The sequence below is a fragment of the Streptomyces sp. NPDC018000 genome (assembly GCF_044328025.1).
GTDB lineage: Bacteria > Actinomycetota > Actinomycetes > Streptomycetales > Streptomycetaceae > Streptomyces.
This window is the reverse complement of the sequence record NZ_JBIRGM010000017.1, coordinates 44395-67841: the sequence shown is the minus strand read 5'-3', so window position 1 is coordinate 67841 and position 23447 is coordinate 44395. Positions and strand designations below refer to the sequence as shown.

Here is a 23447-nt window from a genome sequence, read left to right as displayed (position 1 = left end):
GCATGGATGCGGGAGGGCGGTGCGGTTTCCCGAAGAAGAGAGGCCGGTCACTCGGAATCGGGCCCGGCCCTCTTCGCACGGCGCCAGGGGTGGAGAAGGGTGGTGGCGATCTCACCGGTAGGGGGGAACGACCCGGGGTCGGCGATTCCGACCGCGATCGGCTCACGGCCGGACCGCCAGGTGTAGCTGTCGAAAAGGTGGTCCCAGATCGACAGATCCGAGCCGTAGTGGCCCGCCTCGGACAGATCGGTGCTGTGGTGCAGGCGGTGCTGTTCGGGGCTGGCGAGCACATGATTGAGCCGGCCGATGCCCACTTCGATGTTGGCGTGGACAAAATAGCCCTGGGCGGCCACGAAAAGACCCACGACGAAGACGGAGTCGCGGGAGAACCCGACCAATGCCAGGGCCAGTTGAACGGCGCCCTGCGCAAGGACGATATCGAGAACGTGATTGACACCGTTATTTCCGACGTTGACCTTCTGCGGCACATGGTGCACACCGTGCAGTCGCCACAATATCGGGTTGGCGTGGCCCAGTCGGTGCACGAGATAACTGGCCAGCGATCCGGTCAGCAGGGCTGCGGGAATTTCTGCCCAGAGATTGAGTGCCGGTTCGCCGGGCGTCACCACGGAGACGGATGCAGTTACCACGTATTGCGCCAGGGCACTGGCCGCCATCGTCAGCAGGAAGTAGACGCCGTACCACCGCCATTCACTGGGGCTTGGGCGCCAGGCGCGCCGATATGGGATCAGACGTTCGAGAACGGTGAGGTAGGCGATGGTGCCGACCAGAAAGAGCGGACTCACACGCTCGGGATCCCAGTCGAGAAGCAGCGCCGCCGCGGCCACCGAAACTGCAGCCACCAACAGAAACGGGTACGCCAGTACGCGGAGAACAGCACGTGCCGAAAGCACGAGCGCGCTCTCCCGCTGCACCGGACCGGAACCGTTCTCCGGATCACTGCCGGGCAGCGGTTCGCAATTTTCCATCCGCAGCACCTTTACAAAGGAATCAGCACAGAAGAATACGCAGACCGCGAAGGAGGAACTGATGACTTCCTGCGGGTGCGTTGAACCGACGCACCGGACGCCAGTTGTCACGCATCAAACGAATTCATAACTGGAGACTGATGTGAACCGCCTTACGGACCCGTCGAACCGGCGCTGGGTCGCCGTGCGATCCCGCCCTGTTTGATTTTCCCCCTCGGGCGCCCCCAACCGTCGAATTCAAGCCTCGTCCTGATGCACCGGACGGACAGGGCAACATTCACCACCCCGTCCAATTTTCAATGAACAGGCGGACCAGTTGGGCGGAATGCGAATAATTCGACCTTTCGCTAAGCCGGTTACTAGTAATACTAGTAACCTCTTGTTAATTTATGCCTTTCCTTTTCCCGGGCGGGAATCCTTGGATGGGTCGGCGCGGTCCAGCGAGACCGGGGCGAGGCCGACCGGGCCGGAACGGCCTTCCCCTCCCCATCGGGATCAGGCTCTCCCCCGCCCGGACAGCGGCGTGGCTTCAGCCCAAGTCCTGACGATGCAGCGGGACCCACAGGGCTTTGCGAGCCGCACAATCGGTCGGCCGGACTCGCGGGAAGCAATCGGGGCTGTCGTGGCTCATAAACATCGGACTGAGAACGGCGACCGTGTCGGAGATTCGTTACGTGGAAGTCTCGGTGGTCGGGCAGCGTGTTGATGGTTGAGCGTCCGGCGCCGGAGCGCGGCCGGTCAACGACCGGCTGCCTCGTCCCTGTCCGCCGAGGAGAGACGGAGATGGGCCAGGTCGTGCGGGACCGGGCCGTCGGGGCGGAAGAGGGGCGCGCTCTCCCCGTCGGCTGCCGTGGCCGGAGCGTCCGTGAGGCGAAGACGTGTGCGCAGGCGCCCGTAGAAGTCGTGCGGGCCGAGCCTGATGACGCGCAGACGCCGCGGGGCCGCGTACACCCCGAGCCAGTCTCCGGCGTCGAGCACGCCGCGCAGTTGACCGTCGATCGTGACCGCGCCCTGCCCCGAGTGGGGCAGGACCCGCACCGCGACCGGTTCGTCCGGCGCGGCGACCACTGTGCGGTTGAAGGTCATGTGCGCTGCGACGGGTGTGAAAAGGACGGCGTCCATGCGTGGTGAGACCACCGGACCGCCTGCGGCGAAGCTGTAGGCGGTCGACCCGGTGGGGGTGGCCATGATGACGGCATCGGCCGAGTACGAGGCGAGGAGCCGGCCACCGATATAGACGCCGAGGCTCACCTGCCGGTCGCGCGCGAGCTTCTCCACGACTACGTCGTTGAGGGCCGTGACGTCGAGCGCCACACCCCAGCCCTCCGCCGCGGCCTCCGCCTCCAGGTCGACATGGGGAGGCGGCAGCATCGGGCGTCGTCCGTAGCCCATCAGGGCGTCGATGTCCTTGGGCACTTCCAGAACGCGCGAGGCCCTCATGGTCAGCGTCATGCGTTCCTCGACGTCAGCCCGCCCGTGGTGGACGGCGTCGAGCGCCCGGACGACGTCCTCGGCCGGCACCTCGGTCAGGAAGCCGACCCGGCCCAGGTCGATCCCGAGGACGGCGGCGTGATTCTTGGCCGCGATCCTGGCGCCGCGCAGAAATGTGCCGTCTCCTCCGAGTGTCACGATGAGATCGGGGTTGCCCGCGACATGGGCCTCCTCCCGTCCGCCGCGCCGGCGCGCGTCGTTGCGCCACACGTCGATGTCCGTGCACGGAACGACTTCGCCCGCACACCAGTCGCGTACGACGCGCGCCGCGGCAACGGCCTCGGGACGGCCTTGGTGGACAACGACTCCCACCCGCTCGACACTCATCTCGCTCCGACTCCCGTGTTTCGACGATGTGACGATGCCCTGATCCCACCTTGATGGTCCGCGGGTGTGCGGCTTCGTCGCCGGGCCGACAGACCCTCCTCGGTCAGGCGATCGGGCCTCTGAGGAGCGCAGTGTGGTCCGCCCGCCGCGCGGCAGACCGGTAGGAGTGCCCCCATGCACGAGATGGCGGCGGGTCGCGCATCCACGGTCTTGGTGCCAGCCTGGAGACATGGCTTGGGCGTCGTGGACGACTCGCGGTGTGTTCTCCGGGCGCGGTGGCGTGCTCACGGACGAGGTCGGCGTCCTGACCGGAGACCTGACCGTTCACACGACCTGGGCCGATGAAACGGCCCAGGTCACTGTGCAGTACACGGGTGCGATCGACTGGTTCACCATGTCGGGCAGTCCCGTGCCGTGCTGCTCCGAGGATGACAGCCGGCGCCTTCACGAGGCGGTGGTGAAGTCCGTCCGGGAGGGAGGAGCGGCCACGGTTCCGAGGCCTCCGCCGCAGAAGCCGGAGCGGCCGGCCGAGAACGCCCAGGAGTGAGCGTTACGTCGCAGGCCACGGGGTCATGACGCCGGTCGTCCCCGTGCGGGCCTTCTCCGGTCTCCACGCCGGGTGAGCAGCCGAAAGGCGGTCCCTGACCGGCGGGTGTGGTCCTTTCCGAGGGGCTTGTCCGGCCCCTCGCCACCCGTCGGCCCTGAACCGCCGTCGGCGCTGCTGCGACTCAGTAGGCCCCGAACACGTTGTCGATGGAGCCGTACTTGTCGGCGGCGTAGTTGCACGCAGCGGTGATGTTGGCGACCGGGTCGTAGCTGTCCGTCGACGTACCGGGCACATGGTAGGCACGGAACGTCGGGTCGATGATCTGGAGGAGGCCCTTGGAGGGCGTTCCGGCGGCGGCGTTCGAGTCCCAGTTGTTGATGGCCAGGGGGTTGCCAGAGGATTCGCGCAGGATGTTGCGGTGGATTCCCTCATAGCTGCCGGGGATGCCGTGCTGGGCCATGACAGCCAGCGACTCCTTGATCCAGCCGTCCAGATCGTTCGTGTACGTCGCGGGCGGCGCGGCCGGTGCGGCGGTGGCAGTTGCGGAAGTCTCGGAATCGGCCTGGGCGCCGATTGTCAGCTTCATGCCCGGGAGAAGCAGTGCGGGGTTTTCACCGACGATCTCTCGATTGTCCTCGTACAGCTTCTGCCAGCCGCCGCTGAGGGAATTCCCCTGCGCGATCTTGGAAAGGGTGTCGCCCGCGATCACGGAATAGATGACGGGCGCGTCCTTCTGTGCGGACTCTTCCCCGACGGCGGCGACGGTCGACGCGGCCTTTTCGGCGGTGACGGACTGCGCCGGCGCGGCCGAGGCGAAGCCGGCACCGATCAGCGGAAGCACGAGAGCGGCTCCGCCCGTGGTCGCGGCTACGAGACCGCGGGTCAGCGAAGTGGACTTACGACGACGGTAGTTACCGATTGCGGACATGGCGAATTCCTCTCCGTCGCCTACGAGGTGAGCTGTCGGGTTCGGACTGGAGATGTCCGGCCGCACGCAATGCGGCTTCACCCCGAGCCGTTCCGGATACCGGACCGGCAACTTACCTGGGTCCCCCGCTCCTGCCGGACGTGAGTGGTCGGATTGCCGGACGGCGGCAGGATTCGGCGTTCCGTCCGGATTGACGGTGACCGTAGGCGAGAAACACCGAAAGGAACAAGCCCCCATTTTGGATCACATTTCATTTGCAAGATCGAATCGCGGAATCGGCAGTAATCCACCTCACACCGCGAAGTCAAAATTCCTTGCACAGAAGGGAACCGCGCTGAACGCTGCGGCATCTTGAGCTGCGAACGTGACTCACACCACGAGATTTCCAAAAAGGGGCAATTCGGTCAACAAGCAAAGGTTGCAATTCTCTTCAAATGTCTTTTTATTAACCAAGAGGCTATTTCTAAGCAAATCGCCCATACTTGGACATTTGCATGGCGATCCGGGTGCCTCGTGTGAAGCCGGCCCAGCGCCATGAGCAGCAGCAGCCGGTCGCCCCCGAGCCTTCACAGCCCGCATCGTCCGGACACCTTGCTCGGCTACCGTGCCCCCGAAACTCTGTACACGTACGGACTGCGGGGACCTGCCGGTGCGGGGCGCCCAGCTGGGAGAGAGCGATGAACACGTCGACGGCGTCGGCGGGAGCGGGCGAGTTGAAGCGCCGTCTGAGCGTGTTCGACGCCGTGGTCATCGGCCTGGGTTCAATGCTGGGTGCCGGCATCTTCGTCGCACCGGCGCCTGCCGCCGCGGCCGCCGGGTCGGGGCTGCTGCTCGGCCTGGGGCTGGCTGCGGTGGTCGCGTACTGCAACGCGACGTCCTCAGCCCGGCTGGCAGGTCGCTACCCGCAGTCGGGTGGCACCTATGTGTACGGCCGTGAACGCCTGGGCGACTTCTGGGGCTATCTCGCAGGCTGGGGATTCGTCGTCGGCAAGACTGCTTCCTGCGCGGCCATGGCGTTGACCGTGGGCTCCTATGTGTGGCCCGGCCAGACGCACACGGTGGCTGTCGCGGCGGTGGTGGCGCTGACCGCGCTCAACTACACCGGTCTGCACAAGTCCGCCTGGCTGACCCGAGTGATCGTCGCATTCGTCCTGGCGGTCCTCGCAGCCGTGATCACCGCCTGTCTCACCGGCGGCACTGCCGATGCAGGGCGTCTGACCATCGGCGCGGACGCCACTGCCGGCGGAGTGCTGCAGGCGGCCGGTCTGCTGTTCTTCGCGTTCGCCGGGTACGCGCGGATCGCCACCCTCGGCGAAGAGGTACGCGACCCGCAGCGCACCATCCCCCGAGCGATCGCGCTCGCGCTGGGCATCACGCTGCTCGTCTACGCGGCCGTCGCCGTCACGGTGCTGGCCGTCCTGGGCCCCGACCGCCTCGCCCATGCCACGGCCCCGCTGGCCGAGGCCGCACGCGCGGCGGGCGTCCCCGGCCTCGCGCCGGTGGTGCAGGGAGGTGCGGCCGTCGCCGCGCTCGGCTCCCTGCTCGCGCTCATCCTCGGTGTCTCACGCACCACCCTGGCCATGGCCCGCGACCGCCACCTGCCGCATGTCCTGGCCGCGGTGCACCCGCGCTTCGAGGTTCCTCACCGTGCGGAGGTCGCCGTCGGCGCAGTGGTCGCGGTCCTTGCCGCCACGACCGACGTCCGAGGGGCGATCGGGTTCTCCTCCTTCGGTGTCCTCGCCTACTACGCCATCGCCAACGCCGCCGCCTGGACCCTCACCCCGGACGAAGGCCGCGCGCCCCGCATCGTGCCCGTCGCCGGCCTCGCGGGCTGTCTGCTCCTCGCCTTCGCCCTGCCGTCGGCTTCGGTCATCTCCGGCACGGTGGTGATCGCGGCCGGGGCTGTGGCCTATGGCGTACGCAGGGTTCTCGGCCGAAACACGCCGTAGTGCCTTCTTGCCGGAAACATGGGCTTTCAGCGGCTCACTCGGCACTCCGGGCTCGTGTCCAGGCGGCGTCGCGCAGCAGGTGCAGGCCGTTGAGGCCGACGCGTACGGTGAGCGCCGGGGCCGCTCGGTGATCTGCGCGCTGTACGACAACCACGTCGCCGAACTTCTCGACCAGGCCCTCTTCCACGTCGAGCACCTGCGCCTCGGACTGCACGACACCCCCACGGAGGAAGCCGGCGGCGCGGTGGCGGCCGCCCCCGTCCACTGAAGCCGGAGGCGGCCGCTACGATCACCCCGCCCTGCGTCAGGTGGACGGGAACGTGACGGACGCCGACATGAGGGCCTGCGTACGGGTGCTCAGCAGAATGCTTGAGCTCTTCGACAACGTCGACGTGGACTGAATCGGCCCCGGCCGTACGCACGATTTCCCGCCCCTTCACCACGTGAGCCCGGCGCCGTCGGCAGGGGTTCCGCCACCAAATGCGGATCCAATTCTCTGCGTCTACGCTCATACGTGGATCCAAGGGCTGTCCCGTAATCCGTGGCGCACACCAGGGATTACGGGACAGCTCTCAGGCCGCCAACGGTCGTGACTCGACAGGAAGCGAGATCCTATGGAGCGGCTCAAGATGTCGGGAATCGCCGAGGAACTCTCGGCGGAGTTCCTCGGCACGTTGGTTCTCATTCTCTTCGGCTGTGGTGTGGTGGCCCAGGTTGTAGCCGGCGGAGCACTCACCGACCCGGCAGGGGGCCTCGGCAATCACGACAGCATCGCTTGGGCATGGGGCCTCGGAGTCACTCTGGGAGTCTATGTGGCGGGCAGGCTGAGCGGTGCGCACCTCAATCCCGCCGTGACTCTTGCGCTCGCCGCTTTCAAGGATTTCCCCTGGCGGAAAGTGGCACCCTACGCACTCGCGCAAGTCGCGGGAGCCTTCGTCGCGGCACTGGTGGTGCGATGGAATTACGCCGAGGCCCTGGCGAGGGCGGACCCGGGGCACACGCTCAAGACGCAAATCGTGTTCTCGACGCTGCCCGCCAACGGGAACCCAGCACTTCCGGTCAGCGAATGGGGAGCACTGCGGGACCAGGTCATCGGAACCGCCATTCTTGTGCTGCTGATCTTCGCGGTCACGGATCTTCTCAATAAGCCACCGGGCGCCAATCTCGGCCCGTTCATCGTGGGCCTCATCGTCGTGGCCATCGGTATGGCGTGGGGCACCAATGCCGGATACGCAATCAATCCGGCGCGTGACTTCGGGCCCCGGCTCGCGAGTTTCCTCACCGGGTACGAAGGAGCGTGGCGGGACCAGTACGGGAACTTCTACTACTGGGTGCCCATTGTGGGCCCACTCGTGGGTGGCCTGATCGGTGCGTTCCTCTACAAAACCCTCATCGACCGTTTCCTGCCCACCGCGGAAGCGGAGCCGGAGGGCAGCATCCCCGTGCCACAGGAGAAGTGACGCCCGGTTCTTCACCGGTGGTTCAGTCGCCGGACGGTGCACGGCGGCGGGCCGTCAGCAGATCCGCGGCAGTTGTTCCCCGACCGGCAGGTCGACCACCCGTGTACCGCCGAGCCCGGTGCGGGCCACCACCATGCCGGGGTGGGAGTTCACCACCTCACCGATCACTGCCGCCTCCCGGCCCAGAGGGTGTGAGCGCATCGCGTCCATGACCGCATCGGCGTGTTCACGCGGTACAAACGCCACCAGCTTCCCCTCGTTGGCAACGTACATCGGGTCGAGCCCCAGAATGGCGCAGGCATTGGCCACCGGCGCAGGGACAGGGACGTGCCGCTCCTGGATCACGACGCCGGTGCCCGACGCCGCTGCGATCTCGTTGAGGGATGCGGCGAGCCCCCCACGGGTGGGGTCGCGCAGTACGTGCAGGTCCGGGGTGACCGCGAGCATGGTCTCCACCAGGCCTCCCAGGGCCGCGCAGTCGCTCTCGATCTCGACCCCGAACTCGAGGCCTTCACGCACGCTCATGATCGCCACGCCGTGGACACCGATCGCCCCGCTGACGATCACGACGTCACCCGGGACGACACGCTGCGGACGCAGATCGATGCCGGCCTGGATGAGGCCGATGCCTGCGGTGTTGATGAAGATGCCGTCTCCGTGACCGGCTTCGACCACCTTGGTGTCCCCCGTCACCACCTCGACGCCCGCGTTGCGCGCGGCGGCGCCGAAGGCGTCGGCCACGCGCGCGACGACGGAGAGCTCGACGCCCTCTTCCAGGATGAATCCGCAGGACAGATAGGCGGCACGCGCACCGCTCATGGCCAGGTCATTGACAGTGCCGTTGACCGCGAGGTCGCCGATACTGCCACCAGGGAAGAACAGCGGCCGCACCACGAAGGAGTCGGTGGAGAAGGCCAGACGGGCTTCGCCCAGCGACACGGATGCCGAATCACCCATCTGCGCGAGCGCCTCACCTCCGAAAGCGGGGGCGAAGATGTGCCGGACCAGTTCGGCGGAGAGCGCGCCGCCCCCGCCGTGGCCCATCACGATGCGCGGGTGATCCCGCAGCGGGGACGGGCACGTCCATGCCGTGGGATCGAGCGGCGGGGCACCGGAGGGAGGCGTTGGCGAAGCGGTTGCGTCACCGCGTGCGGGGGGCTCGACGGTCTCAGCCAACGGAACTCACCTCCACAGGCGCGCTCTTCTTCATATCCAGCCGCCGGTAGAGGTAGTACGCGGCGCAGGCGCCCTCGCTGGAGACCATGGTGGCTCCGAGCGGGGTGCGAGGAGTGCAGGTAGTACCGAATACCTCGCATTCGTGGGGCTTCAGCAAGCCCTGCAGTACCTCTCCACTGCGGCACTGAGCGGGTTCACGGGTATCGATACCGGTCACCGAGAAGCGGTATTCGGCGTCGTAGTCCCGATAGCGCGGGGAGAGCCGCCAGCCGCTGCCGGGGATGACACCGATACCGCGCCAGGTCCGGTCGGCCACCTCGAAGACGTCCTCCAGCATGGCCAGAGCGGCAGGGTTTCCCTCGGGACGCACTGCGCGCGGGTAGGCGTTGTCCACCATGTGTTCACCACGTTCCAGCTGGGCCACGGTCCGGCGCACGCCTTCCAGGATGTCCAGCGGTTCGAATCCTGTCACCACGATCGGTACGCCGAACCGTTCGGCCAGCTCGGGATACTCACCCACGCCCATCACGCTGCACACATGTCCTGCGGCGAGGAATGCCTGCACCCGACAGTCCGGCGACTGCATGATCGCCTCGATTGCCGGCGGAACCCGGACGTGGGACACCAGCAGACTGAAGTTGCGGATACCGAGCCGACGTGCTTGATAGACCGTCATCGCATTGGGGGGCGCGGTGGTTTCGAATCCGATTCCGAAGAAAACGACCTCCCGTTCCGGGTTCTGCTGGGCGATCTTCAGCGCGTCGAGCGGAGAGTAGACGACCCGTACGTCGCCGCCCTCGCTTCGGACCCGGAACAGGTCCCGGCCGGAACCGGGGACGCGGAGCATGTCGCCGAAGGAACAGAAGATCACCTCCGGGCGGGAAGCGATCTCCAGCGCCTTGTCGATGACTTCCAGAGGGGTGACGCACACCGGGCAGCCCGGTCCATGGATCAGTTCCACCTGCTCCGGGAGCAGTTGATCGATGCCGTGCCGGATGATGGTGTGGGTCTGGCCACCACAGACCTCCATCAGCGCCCACGGCCTGGTCACGGTGGAGCGGATCTCTTCGACCAGCCGCCGGGCCAGTTGAGGGTCTCGGAATTCGTCGATGTACTTCACTGCTGCGCCTCCTGCGGTGCTTCACCGACGCCGGGCAGCGGCAGTCCGCCCGCCTCTGCCGCCGTTTCCCACGGGTCGCCGAACTCTTCTTGAAGCAAGCCGAGTTGGGCGAACAGCTCCAACGTCTGCCGGGCCGAATCCTCGTCCAGCTTCTGCAGGGCGAACCCGACGTGCACGATGGCGTACTCGCCGACCTGAAGGTCCGGCAGATACTCCAGACACGCTTCCTTGACCACTCCGCCGAAATCGACGGTGGCCATGCGTGTGCCGTCCCGTTCCTCGATTTCCAGTACTCTGCCGGGCACCGCCAGGCACATGGCTTCTCCTTGCTGTGATTGATCCGCCTGCCCGGTCCTGCCGGGACACGCCATCAGTGGGTTGCTGCACTCCCCCGCGCCGCGCCGCTGCGGCCGTTGAGTGTGCGGATGCCGCGGGTTCGGGCAGCGATCATCACCTGCCCCAGCGCCAGCCCTCCGTCGTTCGGGGGGACCTGGTGGTGTCGCAGGACGGTGAAGTCGTGGCCGCGAAGCATCCGGACACAGGACGAGGAGAGCCGGGTGTTGGCGAACACTCCGCCGGTCAGGACCACGGTGTCCAGACCGTACTGCTCACGCGCCAGCACGCAGGTTCTGCGGACCAGGGCGGCTACCGACTCATGGAAGCGCGCCGCGATGACTCCCGGCGCAGTACCCGCGCACACGTCCTCGACCACCGCCGACAGCACGGGCGCAGGGTCGGCGATCAGTGCGCTCCCACTGACCCGAGCGGCAGGGCGCAGCGCGAAGCCGTATCCCGCGCAGTCGTCCTCGGCCGCCCGGAGCGCGGCGGTTTCGAGTTCGACGGCGGCCTGGGCCTCGTATCCGGCCCGGTGACAGATGCCGGTGAGAGAGGCGACGGCGTCGAACAGCCGGCCCATGCTGGAGGTGGGCGCGCAGTTGAGGTTCTGTTCCAACTGCCGTAGAAGTACGCCCAGTTCTTCGTCCGGACAGGCCGCTCTGCACGGCAGGTCCGGCGCCCAGCCGATTCCTGCCGCGTGCAGATGTGCCAGGGCCATGCGGTAGGGACGCCGTACGGCGGCGTCACCGCCCGGCAGAGGAACGTACGCGAGATGCCCGAACCGGTGGTATCCGTCGTAGTCCGCGAGGAGGAACTCTCCGCCCCACACAGCTCCGTCGTCGCCGTAGCCGGTGCCGTCGAACGCGACGCCGATCACCCGCCGGCTGCCGTCCAGGCCGTGTTCGGCCATGGCGGAGGCGATGTGTGCGTGATGGTGCTGTACGCGCACGACCTGCCGTTCACCGGCCAGACGGCGTGTCAACTGTCCCGATCGGTATCCGGGATGTCTGTCGATGGCCAGGACCTCGGGTCGCACCCCTGTGATGGTCTCCAGCTGCTTTCCGGCGTGCTCGAAAGCACGCTGTGTGGCGAGGTCGTCCATGTCACCGATGTGGGCGGACAGCCATGCTCTGCGCCCCTTTGCCAGGCACAGGCTGTTCTTGAGGTCGCCGCCCGCGGCAAGGATCGCCGGTACCGGGAGAGGCAGTTCGACGGGCCGGGGAGCGTATCCGCGTGAGCGGCGTACGGTCAGCAGTTCCCCGTCACAGACGCGTACGACGGAGTCGTCGCACGGTACATGGATCGGCCGGTCGTGGGTCAGCCAGGCATCGGCCAGGCGGGCGAGCCGGTCCAGCGCGTCCGCGTCGTCGGTGACGATCGGCTCCCCGGCCACGTTGCCGCTGGTCATGACGAGAAGGCGCGGTCCCGCCGGGTCGCCTGGCAGGCCGAGGAGCAGGTGGTGCAGGGGGGTGTAGGCAAGCATGACGCCGAGGTCGGGGCTGCCCGGGGCCACGTTGTCCGACGGTGCCGGGGCGCCCGGTCCGTGGATGGCGCGGCTGCGGCGCCTCAGAAGGACGATCGGCCGGACCACGTCGGTGAGCAGGGCCCGCTCCTGAGCACCGGCATGTACGAGGTGTTCGATGTCGCCGATGTCGCGGGCCATCAGGGCGAACGGCTTGTCGCCACGGGCCTTGCGGCGGCGGAGCGCGGCCACGGCCCGGGCGTTGGTCGCGTCGCACGCGAGGTGGTATCCGCCGAGTCCCTTGACGGCCAGGATCGCGCCGCCGGCCAGGAGTCTGCGGGCTTCGGCGACCGGGTTCGTTGCGGTTGAGCGCCGCGGGGCCTTGTCCGGATCCGAGTGAGCCACCAGCAGATCGAGGCGGGGGCCGCATCGGTGGCAGGCGACCGGCTGGGCATGGAAGCGGCGGTCTGCGGGGTCCGCGTATTCGCGGGCGCAGTCGGGACACATGGGGAAGCGGGCCATGGTGGTGTGCGCACGGTCGTACGGCAGATCCGTGACGATGGTGAACCGCGGCCCGCAATTGGTGCAGGTGATGAAGGGGTGCCGGTGGCGGCGGTCCGCGGGGTCGGCCAGCTCGGCGAGGCAGTCGGCGCAGGTGGCCACGTCCGGGGGAACCAGAGTGCGGGAAGGTCCACCGGTCCGGGAGGCGACAATGGTGAATCCGGCACCGCCCGCGGCGGGGACTTCCCTGTGCTCGACGGACTCGAGGACGGCCATGGGCGGTGCGTCCGCGGCGATCCCTTCGCAGAACAGGGCTACATCAGCCGGCGGGCCCTCGACTTCCGCGACGACGCCCTCGGGGGTGTTGGTCACATGTCCCGCCAGGCCCATCGCGAGGGCGCGCGTGTACAAGTAGGGCCGGAACCCGACGCCTTGGACGACGCCCCGGACGGTGACCCGGCGACGCTGCGTCGGCTCGCCGATGGCCGGGCCGGAAGGTCGCGTCGTCACGCGCGGGTCTGCGCCATGGTGTCGGACGCATCCGTCGCAGCGCCCGGTTCGCCCCGGCCGGCATGTGTGTGGGGATGGCTGTGAGAAGCCTCTCCGGGCTCCGCGTGTGTGTGGGTGTGCGTGGAGTGGTGCTGCCGGGCCATGACGGGCCGGTGGACCGGGGCTCCGTTCGCGGCGGCGAGCGCCCGTTCGAGGAGCGTCCCGACGCCGTCACCACGCCGGGCAGAGGTGAGGAGCACCTCCACACCGGGATTGACCTGTTCGACGTGGGCGCGGAACGCATCCTCGTCGAAGGACACAGCCTCGGCGATGTCCGTCTTGGTGACGAGCACCAGGTGCGCCAGCCCGAAGGCGGTGGGGTACTTCAGCGGCTTGTCCTCGCCCTCGGTGACCGAGGCGAGCACGACCCTCAGAGTTTCGCCGAGATCGTACGAGGCCGGGCAGACCAGGTTGCCGACGTTCTCCACGAAGAGAAGCCGGGTGTCCTCGGGCAGCCACCCGTCGAGGTGCCCGCCCAGCATCCGGGCCTCCAGGTGGCAGAGTCCGTCGGTGAGCACCTGCTTGACCGGGGCTCCGGAGCGGGCCAGGCGCGTGGCGTCGTTCTCGGTGGCCAGGTCGGCGGTCAGCGCCGCGACAGGGACGCCCGTCTCACGGGCCAGGACCAGTTCACGTTCGAGCAGTGCCGTCTTTCCGCTGCCCGGGCTGGAGAGCAGATTGACGACCGTCGTGCCGCGGGCGGCAAGTTCGGTGCGCAGGCGGTGCGCTGTCATATCGTTCTTCGCGAGTACCGCCTGCTGCAGATCGACCACACGGCACATGGTTCAGCGCTCCTCGGAAATCGGTTCATGGGTGTGTTTCTGCGCAGGTCCTTCATCCCAGTGGACGTCGGCGATCTGCAGTTCGCGGCCCGAGAGCAGCTCCGCGGTTGCCTCGCCGCACAAGGGACAGCACAGCTGCGGTGGCATTCCGACCGCCCATTCATCCGCACAGGGCGCGCAGCGGGCTCTCGCCCGTACGGAGTCGACCACGAGCTCCGCGCCTTCCAGAACGGTCCCGGCACAGGCCAGTTCGAAACAGAAGGACAGTGCGTCCGGGACCACTCCGGCCAGCTCGCCGACCTGGAGCCGGACGGATGTGACGGCGACGGCGCCGCCGGCTCGGGCCGCTTCTTCCACCTGGCCGACAACGGCCATGGCGATGGACATCTCGTGCATGGGTCTCCGTCCTGCCCGGCGTCATTACACCGGGAGGTCACGGCCGCCGCGGGACCGGCTCGCCGACGCCGCGGGGCAGGTACGTCATTCGGTTCAGCCCGGGCCCGGCCACTCAGGTGCCGTCACATGCACCGCATGCGCACATAGCGTTTGACGTCGGGCAGTACCTGAGCCACGAGTGCGGCGAGGGCGGCGGCGAGGGCGCCGCCGATGATGATCTTCTTCATGTCGGTGTTCGTCTCCTCAGTTGATGGCCGGTCCGGCCGCCGACTGTGCGGTGGACGCGGTCCGTTCGTCGTCCCGCACAAGGCGCAGGACCATGTTCACGGCCTCCTGTACGGCAGCGGCCACGGGATCGCTCAGACCGATGCCTTCCTCCACGCAGGCGGGTTCGCATCCGACGACCAGCGTGCGTCTCGGGGGGACGCAGCCCGTACCGGCACACAGGGTTTCCAGCAGGGCAAGGACCGCGTCGGGGGACATGCGGTGGCCGTCGAGCAGAGCTTCCTGCGGCTCGATACGGCCGGGCCGGTCGGCCTCGATCAGATACAGCGTTCCGGGATCGCCGCCGCGTTCGGTGGCATCGATCAGGACCAGCGTGTCGTATCCGTCGAGAAGCTGGTACGCGAGGTGGACTCCGCGCACCCCGATGTCCACCGCTTCGACGTGGCCGGGCAAGGGTTTTGACGCCAGTCGTCGTACGGTCTCGACACCGAAGCCGTCGTCGCCGAGGAAGATGTTCCCGACGCCCGCGACCAGAGTCGTCGTTCTCTGCTCGGGGGGCGCTGTCATGCGTCCTCCAGTGGTGCCACCTCGTCGGGCTGGAAGTACAGGAACCGGCCCTGCTCGCGTCGGATGTCCGCTCCCGGATCGCCCTCCACGGTGACCGCGAGGTGCACTGTGCCGTCCACGTCGTGGAGTACTGCTTCGACCAGTGCGCTGCGCCCTTGCAGAAAGAGGTCCTGCGCGTCGGTGCGACGCAGGCCCGGTCGCAGGAGCACGCGGCTGCCCGCGCCCACCGACCGGCCGTCCACCAGGATCCGGTCGCGGGCCGGGTCGGCGCCGGCGTCGGCGGCCGGGTCCCACCACGGCTGGTCCGGCCCGATCAAGTCGCACTCGCCGGATCCTTCCGGCACCTGCGGAAGTCCGCCGGACGGAACGGCTGCGGGCGCACCCGGCTCGGTGACCTCCCGCAGTGCGCGCACCGCACCGTGCAGCCGTTCCAGGACCTCGGGGGGCATCGAGTCGGCCAGGTCGATCACGGCGGCCGCCCGGTCGTCCGTCCCCCGGGCCTCGCGCTTCTCCTGGTCCGTCAGGGCAGCCGTGCGCAGCGCGAGGATCTCGTCGATCTCCGTGGAGTCGTACAGCGCTCCGGGGCTCTCCGGGGCGATGGCCGGGTGGTCCTCAAGGATGATCGGGGACGAGAGCACCAGGTCGGAGCGGCCGGGATCCCCGGCCAGTACGGGCCAGGTGTGCAGATTCCGGCAGCCCGCGACTGCGCCCTTGGCCCACTCGGGAGGGTCCGTCATCGACAGGAACGAGCCTGCGCTCAGGCCCAGGAGAAGGTGGGCTGCCACCAGTGACCTGGGCAGTGCGGCATCACGGTCGGCGTCACCGGCGTCCGGCGTCCATGTGCTGGTGTTCTCCACGACTGCGGTGAGCCGCATCGCCCGGTACGGGCCGTCGATTTCGGCAGCGGACAGCCGCAGTGCGCCACTGATCTCCTCGCAGCGGCGCACCAGGCGGCCCACGGTCCGGCCGTCCTCGTCGCGGACGGTTTCGGTCTCCTCGCGTGCCGGGCGCGTGAAGGGGACGACGACTCCGTCGCCGGTGAGCTCGGCCACGGTGGTGAGCGCTTCGACCCGTTCCTCCGCACCCTCGTCCCAGGGGACCAGGACCCGGTCGGTGAGGTGGAGTTCGGGAACTGTCCCGAAGGTGCCGTCGTCGCGGAGCTTCTGCACGGTGCGCCGTTGGGCGTGCAGGAACCGCACCTCGGCCACCAGAGCCGCGCCGGTCCTCGGTTCCATCAGGCACTCGGTGTGCTGGAAATCGTGCTCGTCGGCGGCTGCCGCCCAGGCCGGTGGTACGAGCACACCGAACTGCCAGCGAAGCCGGTTCTTCGCCGCCGACGCACGGTACGGGTAGAGAACGTAGCCCTCGAAGAGGACGGCGTCGGCCACGTCCCGGGCAGCGGCGAAACGGGATTCCAGCGCGGGGCTGAGCGCGGATGCGGTCATTGCGCCGTCCGCTCGGCGAGTCCGGCGAGCCCGGCGTCGGCGAATCCTCGGTCCGGCGGCTGGAGGGCCGTGGTCCCGGCTGTATCGAGAAGCGCCCGGACGGTCGCCTCCCAGGAGGGCAGTGCGTGCCGGGACCGGAACTCGAGCAGCGATTTCATGGTGTCGCGGGGTACGCGGATCCAGCTGCACCCGGGGAAGTGCTGGTCGATCATCTCCTGCCACACCGCCACCGGCATCCGGAAGGGTGCCTCCAGGTCCCAGGGCACCGGCTCGACCCGGAAGCCGCCGGTACCGGTGAAGGCGGTCCCGGAGAAGAGCATGATGAGCGGCGCCTCACCATCCGTCAGCGTGTTCAAGTACCGTGTTGCGGCGATCTCCAGGTCGTATGTGCAGGGCACGACGACGTCCGTCTCGGTCGCCCCGGTGAACGCGGGAACCATCACCGGGACCTGGGCGAACTGCACGGGCTGGAGTGTGCTGCCCCACCGGGAGCGCTCTCCGAACAGATCGGTCAGGCCTTCGGTCTCAGTCGTTCCGTAGCCGCGCCGGGCCGGCTCGATGCGGATCTGGCAACGCAGCGCGAGTGCGTGCACCCGCGTCTCTTCGGACGCGGTGATGCGCAGCCGGAAGACAAGGGTGGGGCCGGCCGCGTACGGGTCGGCGCGTACGCCAATGCAGTTGAAGGTGAAGTCCGTCATGGGCGTCGTTTTCCCTCCGTTGCCTCGGCCCTGCGTTCGACGTGTTCGAAGAAGGCCTGCAGATCGGCACGGGCCTCGGCTCCACCGTCGAAGCCCTGCCACAGCAGGCGCATGCGTCCCACCAGCTCGTAGCAGATGTCGATCGGTACCAGATAGCACTCGGCCCGGCCTTCGGTGCGGCGCAGCAGCAGTGCTTCCACGTCGGGTTCGAGCAGCTCCGAGAGACGGCTGCCGCCGAGGACCGTCTGCCAGGTCGACGGATCGAGTTCGCTCTCGGTGGCTCCGGCAGGGCTCGGGTAGAGCGCCACCAGCCGGTCCAGCGCGGCGTTGCGGAAGAAGAACGCGACGCTGACCGGGATCTGCAGGAGTGCCCACGCGTCGTCGTCGAGACGGTGGTCGTGGTCCGACAGATAGCGGTCCGGCACGCTCAGGAACCGGCCGTGCGCGACGCCGGGCCGCTCGAACAGCAGGGCGCACGGGGTGCAGGCGCACGCCAGTGAACGCTGCTGGGTGTCCACCAAATGCCGGTGGTTCTGCTCTGCCACCGGCACTCCGCAGAGTTCGCACCGCTCCTGCCGGGGTTCACGCGGTGCCGCGAACCGCCGCAGCATGTGCACGCCCGAGGCGGGCGCGGGCCGCCCGGCCCACGTCATGGGCGCGCTCACGGCGTCCTGGCCGGGGCCGGGCCGGCGGTTGCCGCGTCCTGCGGCGGGCGGGTTCCGATCTGAAGGAGTGCCGGCTCCTGAGTGCCGGAGGCGGGCTCCATCTCGACCGTGGTCACCTCCGGTGCGAAGCAGGCCAGGGCGTTCTCGACGGACTGTTGCGCCGACGATGCGCCGGAGCAGCCGCATCCGCCCGTGCCGGCGGTCCGCAGGCGCAGGGTGCCCGTGCCCTCGTCGAAGTTCACCACCTCGACGGGATCGCGGACTGCCGCGAGGGCCCGCCCGATCCGCGTGCCGCTGTCCTCGGGGTGCAGGTCGTGCAGGACCAGCAGGCTCGACACGAGTTCGTCGCCCAGGAGTTCGTCCAGCGTGTCACCGGATTCCCGGCCCGGTGCGGCCCGGAGCCCGTCGAGGATCCGGGCCAGCCCTGCGCCGTAGAAGCCCATCAGGACCCGAACCAGTTCCTCAGCCGCCGCGGAGGCCTCGCGGTCCCCGGCCGCCGTCAACTGCTCGAGCACCTCTTCGATGCGATGTCCGGCCTGCTCCGCGTCGAGCGCCTTCGCTGCCGCGGTATGTGCTGTCGCGCTCATCCGCCGAGTCCGCTCAGCCCGGTGGGCACGTGCATCTTCTGCACGGTCGTGCCCCCGCCGACGTACATGTGGACGCCGCACGGAAGACACGGATCGAAGCTGCGCACGGTGCGCATGATGTCGATGCCCTTGAAGTTCTCCGGCGGGTTCTCCTCGAAGATCGGAGTGTTCTGCACGGCGTCCTCGTAGGGCCCGGGAGTTCCGTAGGTGTCCCTGGTGCTGGCGTTCCACGGCGTCGGTGGGTAGGGGTGATAGTTGGCGATCTTGCCGTCCCTGATCACCATGTGGTGCGACAGCACACCGCGTACGGCCTCGGTGAATCCGACGCCGATGCTCTCGTCCGGTACGTCGAACTTCTCCCAGGTCTGCGTACGTCCGGCGCGGACCTCCTCAAGCCCCTGCTCGGCACAGTGCAGCGCGATCGCGGCGGCGTACGCCTGGAAGTAGGTGCGTGCCCGATTGCGCTCCAGCGCGTTGCTCCACTTCGGGATCTTCCACTCGAAGGTGGTCTCGGGCTTGGTCATCGTACGCGGCAGGTTGATGACGACGCTGTGACCGGTGGCCTTGACATAGCCGACGTCGACGAGCCCGGAGAGCGCGGTGGACCACAGACGTGCGAGGGGGCCGCCGCCGGTGTCCAGGGCCAGGTGGTCCTTGCCGTCGAACCAGCGCGGTGACATCACCCAGCTGTACTTGTCGTCGAAGTTCCGCTTCTGCGGTGCGGGGATCGTGTGCTGGTTCCACGGGTGGCGGGGGTCGACAGGGTTGCCGAGCGGGTCATGGGTGACGAACTGCTCCTTGCCCTGCCAGTCGTCGTAGTACGAACTGCCCAGCAGGATCCGGATGCCGAGGTTGATCTCGGTCAGATCATTGGTGACCAGTGTGCCGTCCACGATCACACCGGGGGTGACGAACATCTTCCGCCCCCAGTTGCTCATGTTGGCATACGTGAAGTCGCAGTGCTGGGGGTCGTTGAGCGCTCCCCAGCAGCCGAGCAGCACCCGCCTGCGGCCGACCTCTTCGTACCCGGGCAGGGCCTCGTAGAAGAAGTCGAACAGGTCGTCGTGAAGGGGCACGACCCGCTTCATGAACTCCACGTAGCGCATGAGGCGGCTGAGGTAGTCCGTGAAGAGCTGAACGGAGGCGACCGTGCCCACGCCGCCCGGGTAGAGCGTGGAGGGGTGCACATGGCGCCCTTCCATCAGGCAGAACATCTCCCGCGTGTAGCGGCTCACCTGGAGGGCTTCGCGGTAGAACTCGCCCTCGATGGGGTTGAGCGACCGCATGATGTCGGCGATCGTGCGGTATCCGTGCTCCCCGGCGTGCGGCGCTTCGGTGCGCTCGGCGAGTTCCAGGACGCCGGGATTGGTCTCGCGAACCATCTTTTCGCAGTAGTCGACCCCGACCAGATTCTCCTGGAAGATGTTGTGGTCGAACATGTACTCCGCAGACTCGCCGAGGTTGATGATCCACTCGCCGAGGTGCGGCGGCTTCACGCCGTACGCCATGTTCTGCGTATACACGGAACACGTGGCGTGGTTGTCACCGCAGATCCCGCAGATGCGGCTGGTGATGAAGTGGGCGTCCCGGGGGTCCTTGCCCCGCATGAAGACGCTGTAGCCGCGGAAGACCGACGAGGTGCTGTAGCACTCCGCGACCCGCTTCTGCTTGAAGTCGATCTTCGTATGGATGCCGAGACTGCCCACGATCCGGGTGATCGGATCCCAGGCCATCTCCACCAGGCCGCTGCCGTCGCCGGCCGCCTTCGTTTTCGGTGCCATCGTTTCTTCCGTAGCCCTTCTGAGAAGCGGGAATTGGGGTCGTCACCGGAAGGTGTGGAGTGCGGTCGGTGTTCTCGGCCTACTCACCACGGGGGCCGGTAGCCGGTGGTCAGCCGACCCCTCTTGTGCCGCCACTTCGGCTCCTTGTCCACGGTCTTCGCCGTGATCGCCCGGAGCCTGCGGACGGCCGCCCCGTACGCACCGCTGGCGGTGGCGGAGACCTTGGCGCCCGGTGGTTGGTCCATGAACGGCATGAACTTGTCAGGGAAGCCCGGCATGGTGCAGGCGATACAGATGCCGCCGACATTCGGGCAGCCTCCGATGCCGTTCATCCAGCCGCGTTTGGGTACGTTGCACTTGACGACAGGGCCCCAGCAGCCGAGCCTGACCAGGCACTTGGGCGAGTCGTAGGTCTCGGCGAAATCGCCCTGTTCGTAGTAGCCGCCCCGGTCGCACCCCTCGTGCACGGTGGCACCGAACAGCCAGGTCGGACGCAGCTTGTCGTCCAGCGGGATCATCGGAGCGGATCCCGCCGCCTGGTACAGCAGATACGTCAGGGTCTCCGAGAAGTTGTCCGGCTGGATCGGGCAGCCGGGCACGCACACGATCGGGATTCCGGCCTTCGACTTCCAGTCCCAGCCGAGGTAGTCGGGCAGGCCCATGGCTCCGGTCGGGTTGCCGGCCATCGCGTGAATACCGCCGTACGTGGCGCAGGTGCCGATGGCGACGACCGCCAGGGCCTTGGGCGCCAGCCGGTCGATCCATTCGCTGGTGGTCATCGGCTGGCCGGTCTCCGGGTTGTCTCCGAAGCCGCACCAGTACCCCTGTGGCTTGATCGTCTCGTTCGGAATGGAACCCTCGACGACCAGGACGAAGGGGTCGATCTCGCCGCGCTCGCCCTTGAAGAACCACTCGATGAACGTGTCCGCACCGCCCACCGGACCGCATTCGAAGTCGATCAGCGGCCAGTGGACCTCGATCTTGGGAAGACCGGGCAGGGCACCGACCACGATCTCTTCGATGCTCGGCTGCATCGCGGCAGTCAGGGCCACCGAGTCGCCGTCACAGCTCAGCCCCGCGTTGATCCAGAGGATGTGGATCGGGGACTCTTTTCCGGTGGCCGCAGCCGGTGCGTCCACGGTGTTCGACGTTGCTGCATCCATGAGGATGCCTCCCTGGAAAGAGACACGCGAAGGCCGACATATCGACCTTCACTGTTCTTGTTACCAAGCACTCGGAGTGGCTGCCCCGTCGTGCGCCGCCAGTCCGGTGACATCGGGCTCCCGGTCGGGCCGGTTCCCCGCGGATCTGCTGGTCGAGGCCGGGACGAGGTGCGACTGTTGGACAGGCGGGGGATCTTTGAGCACGAACGCACGCCGCAGTGCGTGGTAGGGCGCCCGTGGATCGAAGAAGGTCCGCCACATCACGGCCAGTTCCTCCTCCCGGTAGTCGGCCAGGGGTCTGGCGGCCTCGTCCCGGTCCCGTTCGGTCTTCTTCGCGGCGATCCGCGACTGTGCCGCGGGCGACGCGGCGAGACGGGCCGCCAGCCGGGCGGCCTCGCCCGCGAACGACTGCGCATCGCAGTCGACCGTCCGGTCGGCGAGGCCGAGCCGCACAGCGGCCTCGGCGCTCACCGGCAGCGCCTTGCCGGTGAGGCGCTCCGCGGCGGCGGCCCCCACCCTGCGCGGCAGCGTGTACGTCCAGTACTCGGAGCCGTACAGCCCCATCAGTCGGTAGTGCGGGTTCAGCACTGCCCCCGACCTGCACCAGACCTCGTCCGCAGCCAGGGCCAGCATCACCCCGCCCGCGGCCGCATTGCCACCGACGGCGGAGACCACCAGCCGGTCGGTGGTGGTCAGCACGGCCTCCACGAGGTCGTCCATGGCATTGATGTTGGCCCAGGACTCCTCGCCGGGGTCGGCGGCAGCCTCGATGACATTGAGGTGGATGCCGTTGGAGAAGAAGTCCCGGCCGCCTCCCAGTACCAGCACCGAGGTGGGCCGTCGGCAGGCCAGCCGATAGGCCTCGTGCAGGCGCCGGCACTGCGCAGTGCTCATCGCGCCGCCGGGGAAGGAGAACGAGAGAATTCCAACCTGCCCCACCTCCCGGTAGCCGATGTCGCTCCAGCCACGGCGCCCTTCCTCGTGCAGCGGCGCGGGATGCTCAGGCAGTACGGGAAGACGCCCGGCGAGCGCCGTCACAGCGGGCAGTTTGAACGTGGCGGGTCCTCCCGGCCTTCGGCGGGGACGAAGCTCGGGAATCCAGACCGCGCCGTCGGTCGTCGCCCGGCACACGGCCCCTGCCCGTACGGCCACCAACTCACCCGGCGCGCCGCGCAGTTCGTGCTCCGGGTGCCCCCCGTGCAGAAACCATTCGTCTCCAAGCAGTTCGTCACGCACGCCGGGGTTCGAGTCGGCGGCCCGCAACTTGCGCAGGACCGCTTCCGTGGAGTCCGACTCCCAGTCGATGCGACGGAGCTCCTGGCGTAGGTACGGCCGCGTGCGGATGCGCAACTCCTCGTCGCCGCCGGTCTGCGGACGAGGAACGTACGCACCGGACGCGAAGCGCTCGACGGCGAGGTGCACGGCCTGCAACGCGGCGTCGGAGACTTCGTTGCGGTACAGGTCGCTCTTGCCCACCGGGGGCACCGGGAAGGTGGCCGATGCCCAGATGTCGCCGGCATCCATCTCCTCGTCGGCCTGCAGAACCGTCACGCCCCATGTGTTCGCGCCCTCGTGGATGGCCCAGTCGAGGGAGGAAGGCCCGCGGTCGCCCGGGGGGCCGGGGTGGACGACGAGGCAGGTGTGCGCCGCCCAGACGTCCCGGGGGATGGCGGTCTTCAGCAACGGAGCCAGAATGAGGTCGGGCGCGAAATCGCGCACAGCCCGACGCAGCGACTCGTCGCGCGCGGACGCCTCCAGAGCTGCGAGCTCCACTGCTACGGCGTGACCGCGGTCTCTCAGCTCGGCATGAACACGCTGAGTAAGGCTGTTGAACGCGCTGGCCACGAGCAGGATGTGCATGACGATCTCCCAACGCCGGGCAGGTCCGGCTGGTTGCGATGGTGGGGCACTGCGGTCGGGGCTCCGCCGGCAACCGGCCACGAAGTCACCCGAAAGCGAGCACATCGGCGACCACTCAGTGGAACCCGGGCATCGGGGTGCGCGCCCGACGGATCGGAATGAATCAAGCACCGGCACGATGCGGAGCCGAGCGTTCGGCACGAGCCCGACTACGCACCCTCATCTGCCGGTCGGTCCAAGACCGGCAGGGGCCGGGCGGCCTGATCCACCCCCGGCAGCCTGTTATCTTTACGTGACTTCGCGACACAACTCTCGGTCAGGCTTTGGCCTTTGCTGTGGCGGAGTCGGCGAGGGGGAAGCGTGTGGCCGCCCTCTGGGCGTTTCGGTCCGACCGGCCGCCGCACGACCTGAACTGAACCTGGGGATGCACATGCCATACACCGGCC

21 protein-coding genes, 1 pseudogene and 1 riboswitch are annotated in these 23447 nt (G+C 68.1%); of the genes and pseudogenes, 4 read left to right on the top strand and 18 right to left on the bottom strand.

Annotation, left to right across the window (positions count from 1 at the left end; all coding sequences use genetic code 11):
* Positions 1-47: 47 nt before the first annotated feature.
* Both ACH4EW_RS26220 and ACH4EW_RS26215 read right to left on the bottom strand, forming a co-directional pair.
* Complete coding sequence (locus tag ACH4EW_RS26220) at positions 48-989, bottom strand: sterol desaturase family protein (protein WP_398260912.1); 942 nt, start codon at positions 987-989, stop codon at positions 48-50.
* 738 nt (positions 990-1727) lie between these two features.
* Positions 1728-2807 (bottom strand): NAD(+)/NADH kinase, encoded by a 1080-nt coding sequence (locus ACH4EW_RS26215; RefSeq protein WP_398260874.1) that lies wholly within the window; start codon positions 2805-2807, stop codon positions 1728-1730.
* A gap of 229 nt (positions 2808-3036) precedes the next feature.
* Between ACH4EW_RS26215 and ACH4EW_RS26210 the strand changes: the two genes are divergently transcribed.
* The gene (locus ACH4EW_RS26210; RefSeq protein ID WP_398260872.1) at positions 3037-3354 is read left to right on the top strand and encodes a hypothetical protein; all 318 of its coding nucleotides are present in this window, start codon (positions 3037-3039) and stop codon (positions 3352-3354) included.
* A gap of 181 nt (positions 3355-3535) precedes the next feature.
* Here the strand turns inward: ACH4EW_RS26210 and ACH4EW_RS26205 are convergent, their stop codons facing one another.
* Entirely contained in the window at positions 3536-4282 is a 747-nt protein-coding gene (locus ACH4EW_RS26205) for a transglycosylase SLT domain-containing protein (RefSeq protein WP_398260870.1), read from the bottom strand.
* Between the two features lie 4 nt (positions 4283-4286).
* Positions 4287-4471: riboswitch (cyclic di-AMP (ydaO/yuaA leader) on the bottom strand.
* A gap of 488 nt (positions 4472-4959) precedes the next feature.
* Between ACH4EW_RS26205 and ACH4EW_RS26200 the strand changes: the two genes are divergently transcribed.
* The 3 genes and pseudogenes from ACH4EW_RS26200 (at position 4960) to ACH4EW_RS26190 (ending at position 7691) form a co-directional block, all read left to right on the top strand.
* The gene (locus ACH4EW_RS26200) at positions 4960-6231 is read left to right on the top strand and encodes an APC family permease (protein WP_398260868.1); all 1272 of its coding nucleotides are present in this window, start codon (positions 4960-4962) and stop codon (positions 6229-6231) included.
* A 106-nt stretch (positions 6232-6337) separates the two neighbouring features.
* Positions 6338-6499: pseudogene (locus tag ACH4EW_RS26195) on the top strand (transcriptional regulator); the annotation flags it as partial.
* Between the two features lie 346 nt (positions 6500-6845).
* Positions 6846-7691 carry an MIP/aquaporin family protein gene (locus ACH4EW_RS26190; protein ID WP_398260866.1) on the top strand — a complete coding sequence of 282 codons (846 nt, stop codon included), beginning with the start codon at positions 6846-6848 and terminating at the stop codon, positions 7689-7691.
* Between the two features lie 54 nt (positions 7692-7745).
* On the opposite strand, the gene hypE is transcribed toward ACH4EW_RS26190, so the two are convergent.
* From hypE to ACH4EW_RS26115, 15 genes are all read right to left on the bottom strand, one after another.
* The gene (hypE, locus tag ACH4EW_RS26185; RefSeq protein WP_398260910.1) at positions 7746-8759 is read right to left on the bottom strand and encodes a hydrogenase expression/formation protein HypE; all 1014 of its coding nucleotides are present in this window, start codon (positions 8757-8759) and stop codon (positions 7746-7748) included.
* A gap of 100 nt (positions 8760-8859) precedes the next feature.
* Entirely contained in the window at positions 8860-9987 is a 1128-nt protein-coding gene (hypD, locus tag ACH4EW_RS26180) for a hydrogenase formation protein HypD (protein WP_398260864.1), read from the bottom strand.
* Positions 9984-10304 (bottom strand): HypC/HybG/HupF family hydrogenase formation chaperone, encoded by a 321-nt coding sequence (locus tag ACH4EW_RS26175; protein ID WP_398260862.1) that lies wholly within the window; start codon positions 10302-10304, stop codon positions 9984-9986. Before ACH4EW_RS26175 ends, hypD begins: the two co-directional genes overlap by 4 nt.
* A 53-nt stretch (positions 10305-10357) precedes the next feature.
* The gene (gene hypF, locus ACH4EW_RS26170) at positions 10358-12796 is read right to left on the bottom strand and encodes a carbamoyltransferase HypF (protein ID WP_398260860.1); all 2439 of its coding nucleotides are present in this window, start codon (positions 12794-12796) and stop codon (positions 10358-10360) included.
* Complete coding sequence (gene hypB / locus ACH4EW_RS26165; RefSeq protein ID WP_398260858.1) at positions 12793-13614, bottom strand: hydrogenase nickel incorporation protein HypB; 822 nt, start codon at positions 13612-13614, stop codon at positions 12793-12795. Before hypB ends, hypF begins: the two co-directional genes overlap by 4 nt.
* Before the next feature lie 3 nt (positions 13615-13617).
* Positions 13618-14010, bottom strand: coding sequence for a hydrogenase maturation nickel metallochaperone HypA (gene hypA, locus ACH4EW_RS26160; protein WP_398260856.1), 393 nt, complete (start codon positions 14008-14010; stop codon positions 13618-13620).
* A 122-nt stretch (positions 14011-14132) separates the two neighbouring features.
* Positions 14133-14237 carry a DUF6893 family small protein gene (locus tag ACH4EW_RS26155; protein WP_398260854.1) on the bottom strand — a complete coding sequence of 35 codons (105 nt, stop codon included), beginning with the start codon at positions 14235-14237 and terminating at the stop codon, positions 14133-14135.
* Positions 14238-14253: 16 nt separating this feature from the next.
* Positions 14254-14802 carry a hydrogenase maturation protease gene (locus ACH4EW_RS26150; RefSeq protein WP_398260852.1) on the bottom strand — a complete coding sequence of 183 codons (549 nt, stop codon included), beginning with the start codon at positions 14800-14802 and terminating at the stop codon, positions 14254-14256.
* Positions 14799-16247 (bottom strand): hypothetical protein, encoded by a 1449-nt coding sequence (locus tag ACH4EW_RS26145; protein WP_398260850.1) that lies wholly within the window; start codon positions 16245-16247, stop codon positions 14799-14801. Before ACH4EW_RS26145 ends, ACH4EW_RS26150 begins: the two co-directional genes overlap by 4 nt.
* Entirely contained in the window at positions 16244-16945 is a 702-nt protein-coding gene (locus ACH4EW_RS26140) for a DUF6084 family protein (protein WP_398260848.1), read from the bottom strand. The genes ACH4EW_RS26145 and ACH4EW_RS26140 overlap by 4 nt, the downstream gene beginning before the upstream one ends.
* On the bottom strand, positions 16942-17556 hold the full coding sequence (locus ACH4EW_RS26135; protein ID WP_398260908.1) for a DUF5947 family protein: 615 nt from the start codon (positions 17554-17556) through the stop codon (positions 16942-16944). The genes ACH4EW_RS26140 and ACH4EW_RS26135 overlap by 4 nt, the downstream gene beginning before the upstream one ends.
* Before the next feature lie 50 nt (positions 17557-17606).
* Positions 17607-18197, bottom strand: coding sequence for a hypothetical protein (locus ACH4EW_RS26130; protein WP_398260846.1), 591 nt, complete (start codon positions 18195-18197; stop codon positions 17607-17609).
* Positions 18194-19978 (bottom strand): nickel-dependent hydrogenase large subunit, encoded by a 1785-nt coding sequence (locus tag ACH4EW_RS26125; RefSeq protein WP_398260844.1) that lies wholly within the window; start codon positions 19976-19978, stop codon positions 18194-18196. The genes ACH4EW_RS26130 and ACH4EW_RS26125 overlap by 4 nt, the downstream gene beginning before the upstream one ends.
* Before the next feature lie 83 nt (positions 19979-20061).
* Positions 20062-21141 carry a hydrogenase expression protein HypE gene (locus ACH4EW_RS26120; protein ID WP_398260842.1) on the bottom strand — a complete coding sequence of 360 codons (1080 nt, stop codon included), beginning with the start codon at positions 21139-21141 and terminating at the stop codon, positions 20062-20064.
* Positions 21142-21201: 60 nt separating this feature from the next.
* Positions 21202-23001: a hydrogenase maturation protein gene (locus ACH4EW_RS26115; protein ID WP_398260840.1), complete on the bottom strand. Its 1800-nt coding sequence runs from the start codon at positions 22999-23001 to the stop codon at positions 21202-21204.
* Positions 23002-23447: the final 446 nt, after the last annotated feature.

Excerpts from the sequence above, each read along its gene's own strand:
- ACH4EW_RS26220 (WP_398260912.1), bottom strand. The coding sequence starts at position 989 with ATGGAAAATTGCGAACCGCTGCCCGGCAGTGATCCGGAGAACGGTTCC.
- ACH4EW_RS26125 (WP_398260844.1), bottom strand. The coding sequence starts at position 19,978 with ATGGCACCGAAAACGAAGGCGGCCGGCGACGGCAGCGGCCTGGTGGAG.
- ACH4EW_RS26145 (WP_398260850.1), bottom strand. The coding sequence starts at position 16,247 with ATGACCGCATCCGCGCTCAGCCCCGCGCTGGAATCCCGTTTCGCCGCT.
- ACH4EW_RS26210 (WP_398260872.1), top strand. The coding sequence starts at position 3,037 with ATGGCTTGGGCGTCGTGGACGACTCGCGGTGTGTTCTCCGGGCGCGGT.
- ACH4EW_RS26135 (WP_398260908.1), bottom strand. The coding sequence starts at position 17,556 with ATGCTGCGGCGGTTCGCGGCACCGCGTGAACCCCGGCAGGAGCGGTGC.
- ACH4EW_RS26115 (WP_398260840.1), bottom strand. The coding sequence starts at position 23,001 with ATGCACATCCTGCTCGTGGCCAGCGCGTTCAACAGCCTTACTCAGCGT.
- ACH4EW_RS26200 (WP_398260868.1), top strand. The coding sequence starts at position 4,960 with ATGAACACGTCGACGGCGTCGGCGGGAGCGGGCGAGTTGAAGCGCCGT.
- ACH4EW_RS26175 (WP_398260862.1), bottom strand. The coding sequence starts at position 10,304 with ATGTGCCTGGCGGTGCCCGGCAGAGTACTGGAAATCGAGGAACGGGAC.
- ACH4EW_RS26130 (WP_398260846.1), bottom strand. The coding sequence starts at position 18,197 with ATGAGCGCGACAGCACATACCGCGGCAGCGAAGGCGCTCGACGCGGAG.
- hypA (WP_398260856.1), bottom strand. The coding sequence starts at position 14,010 with ATGCACGAGATGTCCATCGCCATGGCCGTTGTCGGCCAGGTGGAAGAA.
- hypB (WP_398260858.1), bottom strand. The coding sequence starts at position 13,614 with ATGTGCCGTGTGGTCGATCTGCAGCAGGCGGTACTCGCGAAGAACGAT.
- ACH4EW_RS26215 (WP_398260874.1), bottom strand. The coding sequence starts at position 2,807 with ATGAGTGTCGAGCGGGTGGGAGTCGTTGTCCACCAAGGCCGTCCCGAG.
- ACH4EW_RS26120 (WP_398260842.1), bottom strand. The coding sequence starts at position 21,141 with ATGGATGCAGCAACGTCGAACACCGTGGACGCACCGGCTGCGGCCACC.
- ACH4EW_RS26150 (WP_398260852.1), bottom strand. The coding sequence starts at position 14,802 with ATGACAGCGCCCCCCGAGCAGAGAACGACGACTCTGGTCGCGGGCGTC.
- ACH4EW_RS26155 (WP_398260854.1), bottom strand. The coding sequence starts at position 14,237 with ATGAAGAAGATCATCATCGGCGGCGCCCTCGCCGCCGCCCTCGCCGCA.
- ACH4EW_RS26190 (WP_398260866.1), top strand. The coding sequence starts at position 6,846 with ATGGAGCGGCTCAAGATGTCGGGAATCGCCGAGGAACTCTCGGCGGAG.
- ACH4EW_RS26205 (WP_398260870.1), bottom strand. The coding sequence starts at position 4,282 with ATGTCCGCAATCGGTAACTACCGTCGTCGTAAGTCCACTTCGCTGACC.
- ACH4EW_RS26140 (WP_398260848.1), bottom strand. The coding sequence starts at position 16,945 with ATGACGGACTTCACCTTCAACTGCATTGGCGTACGCGCCGACCCGTAC.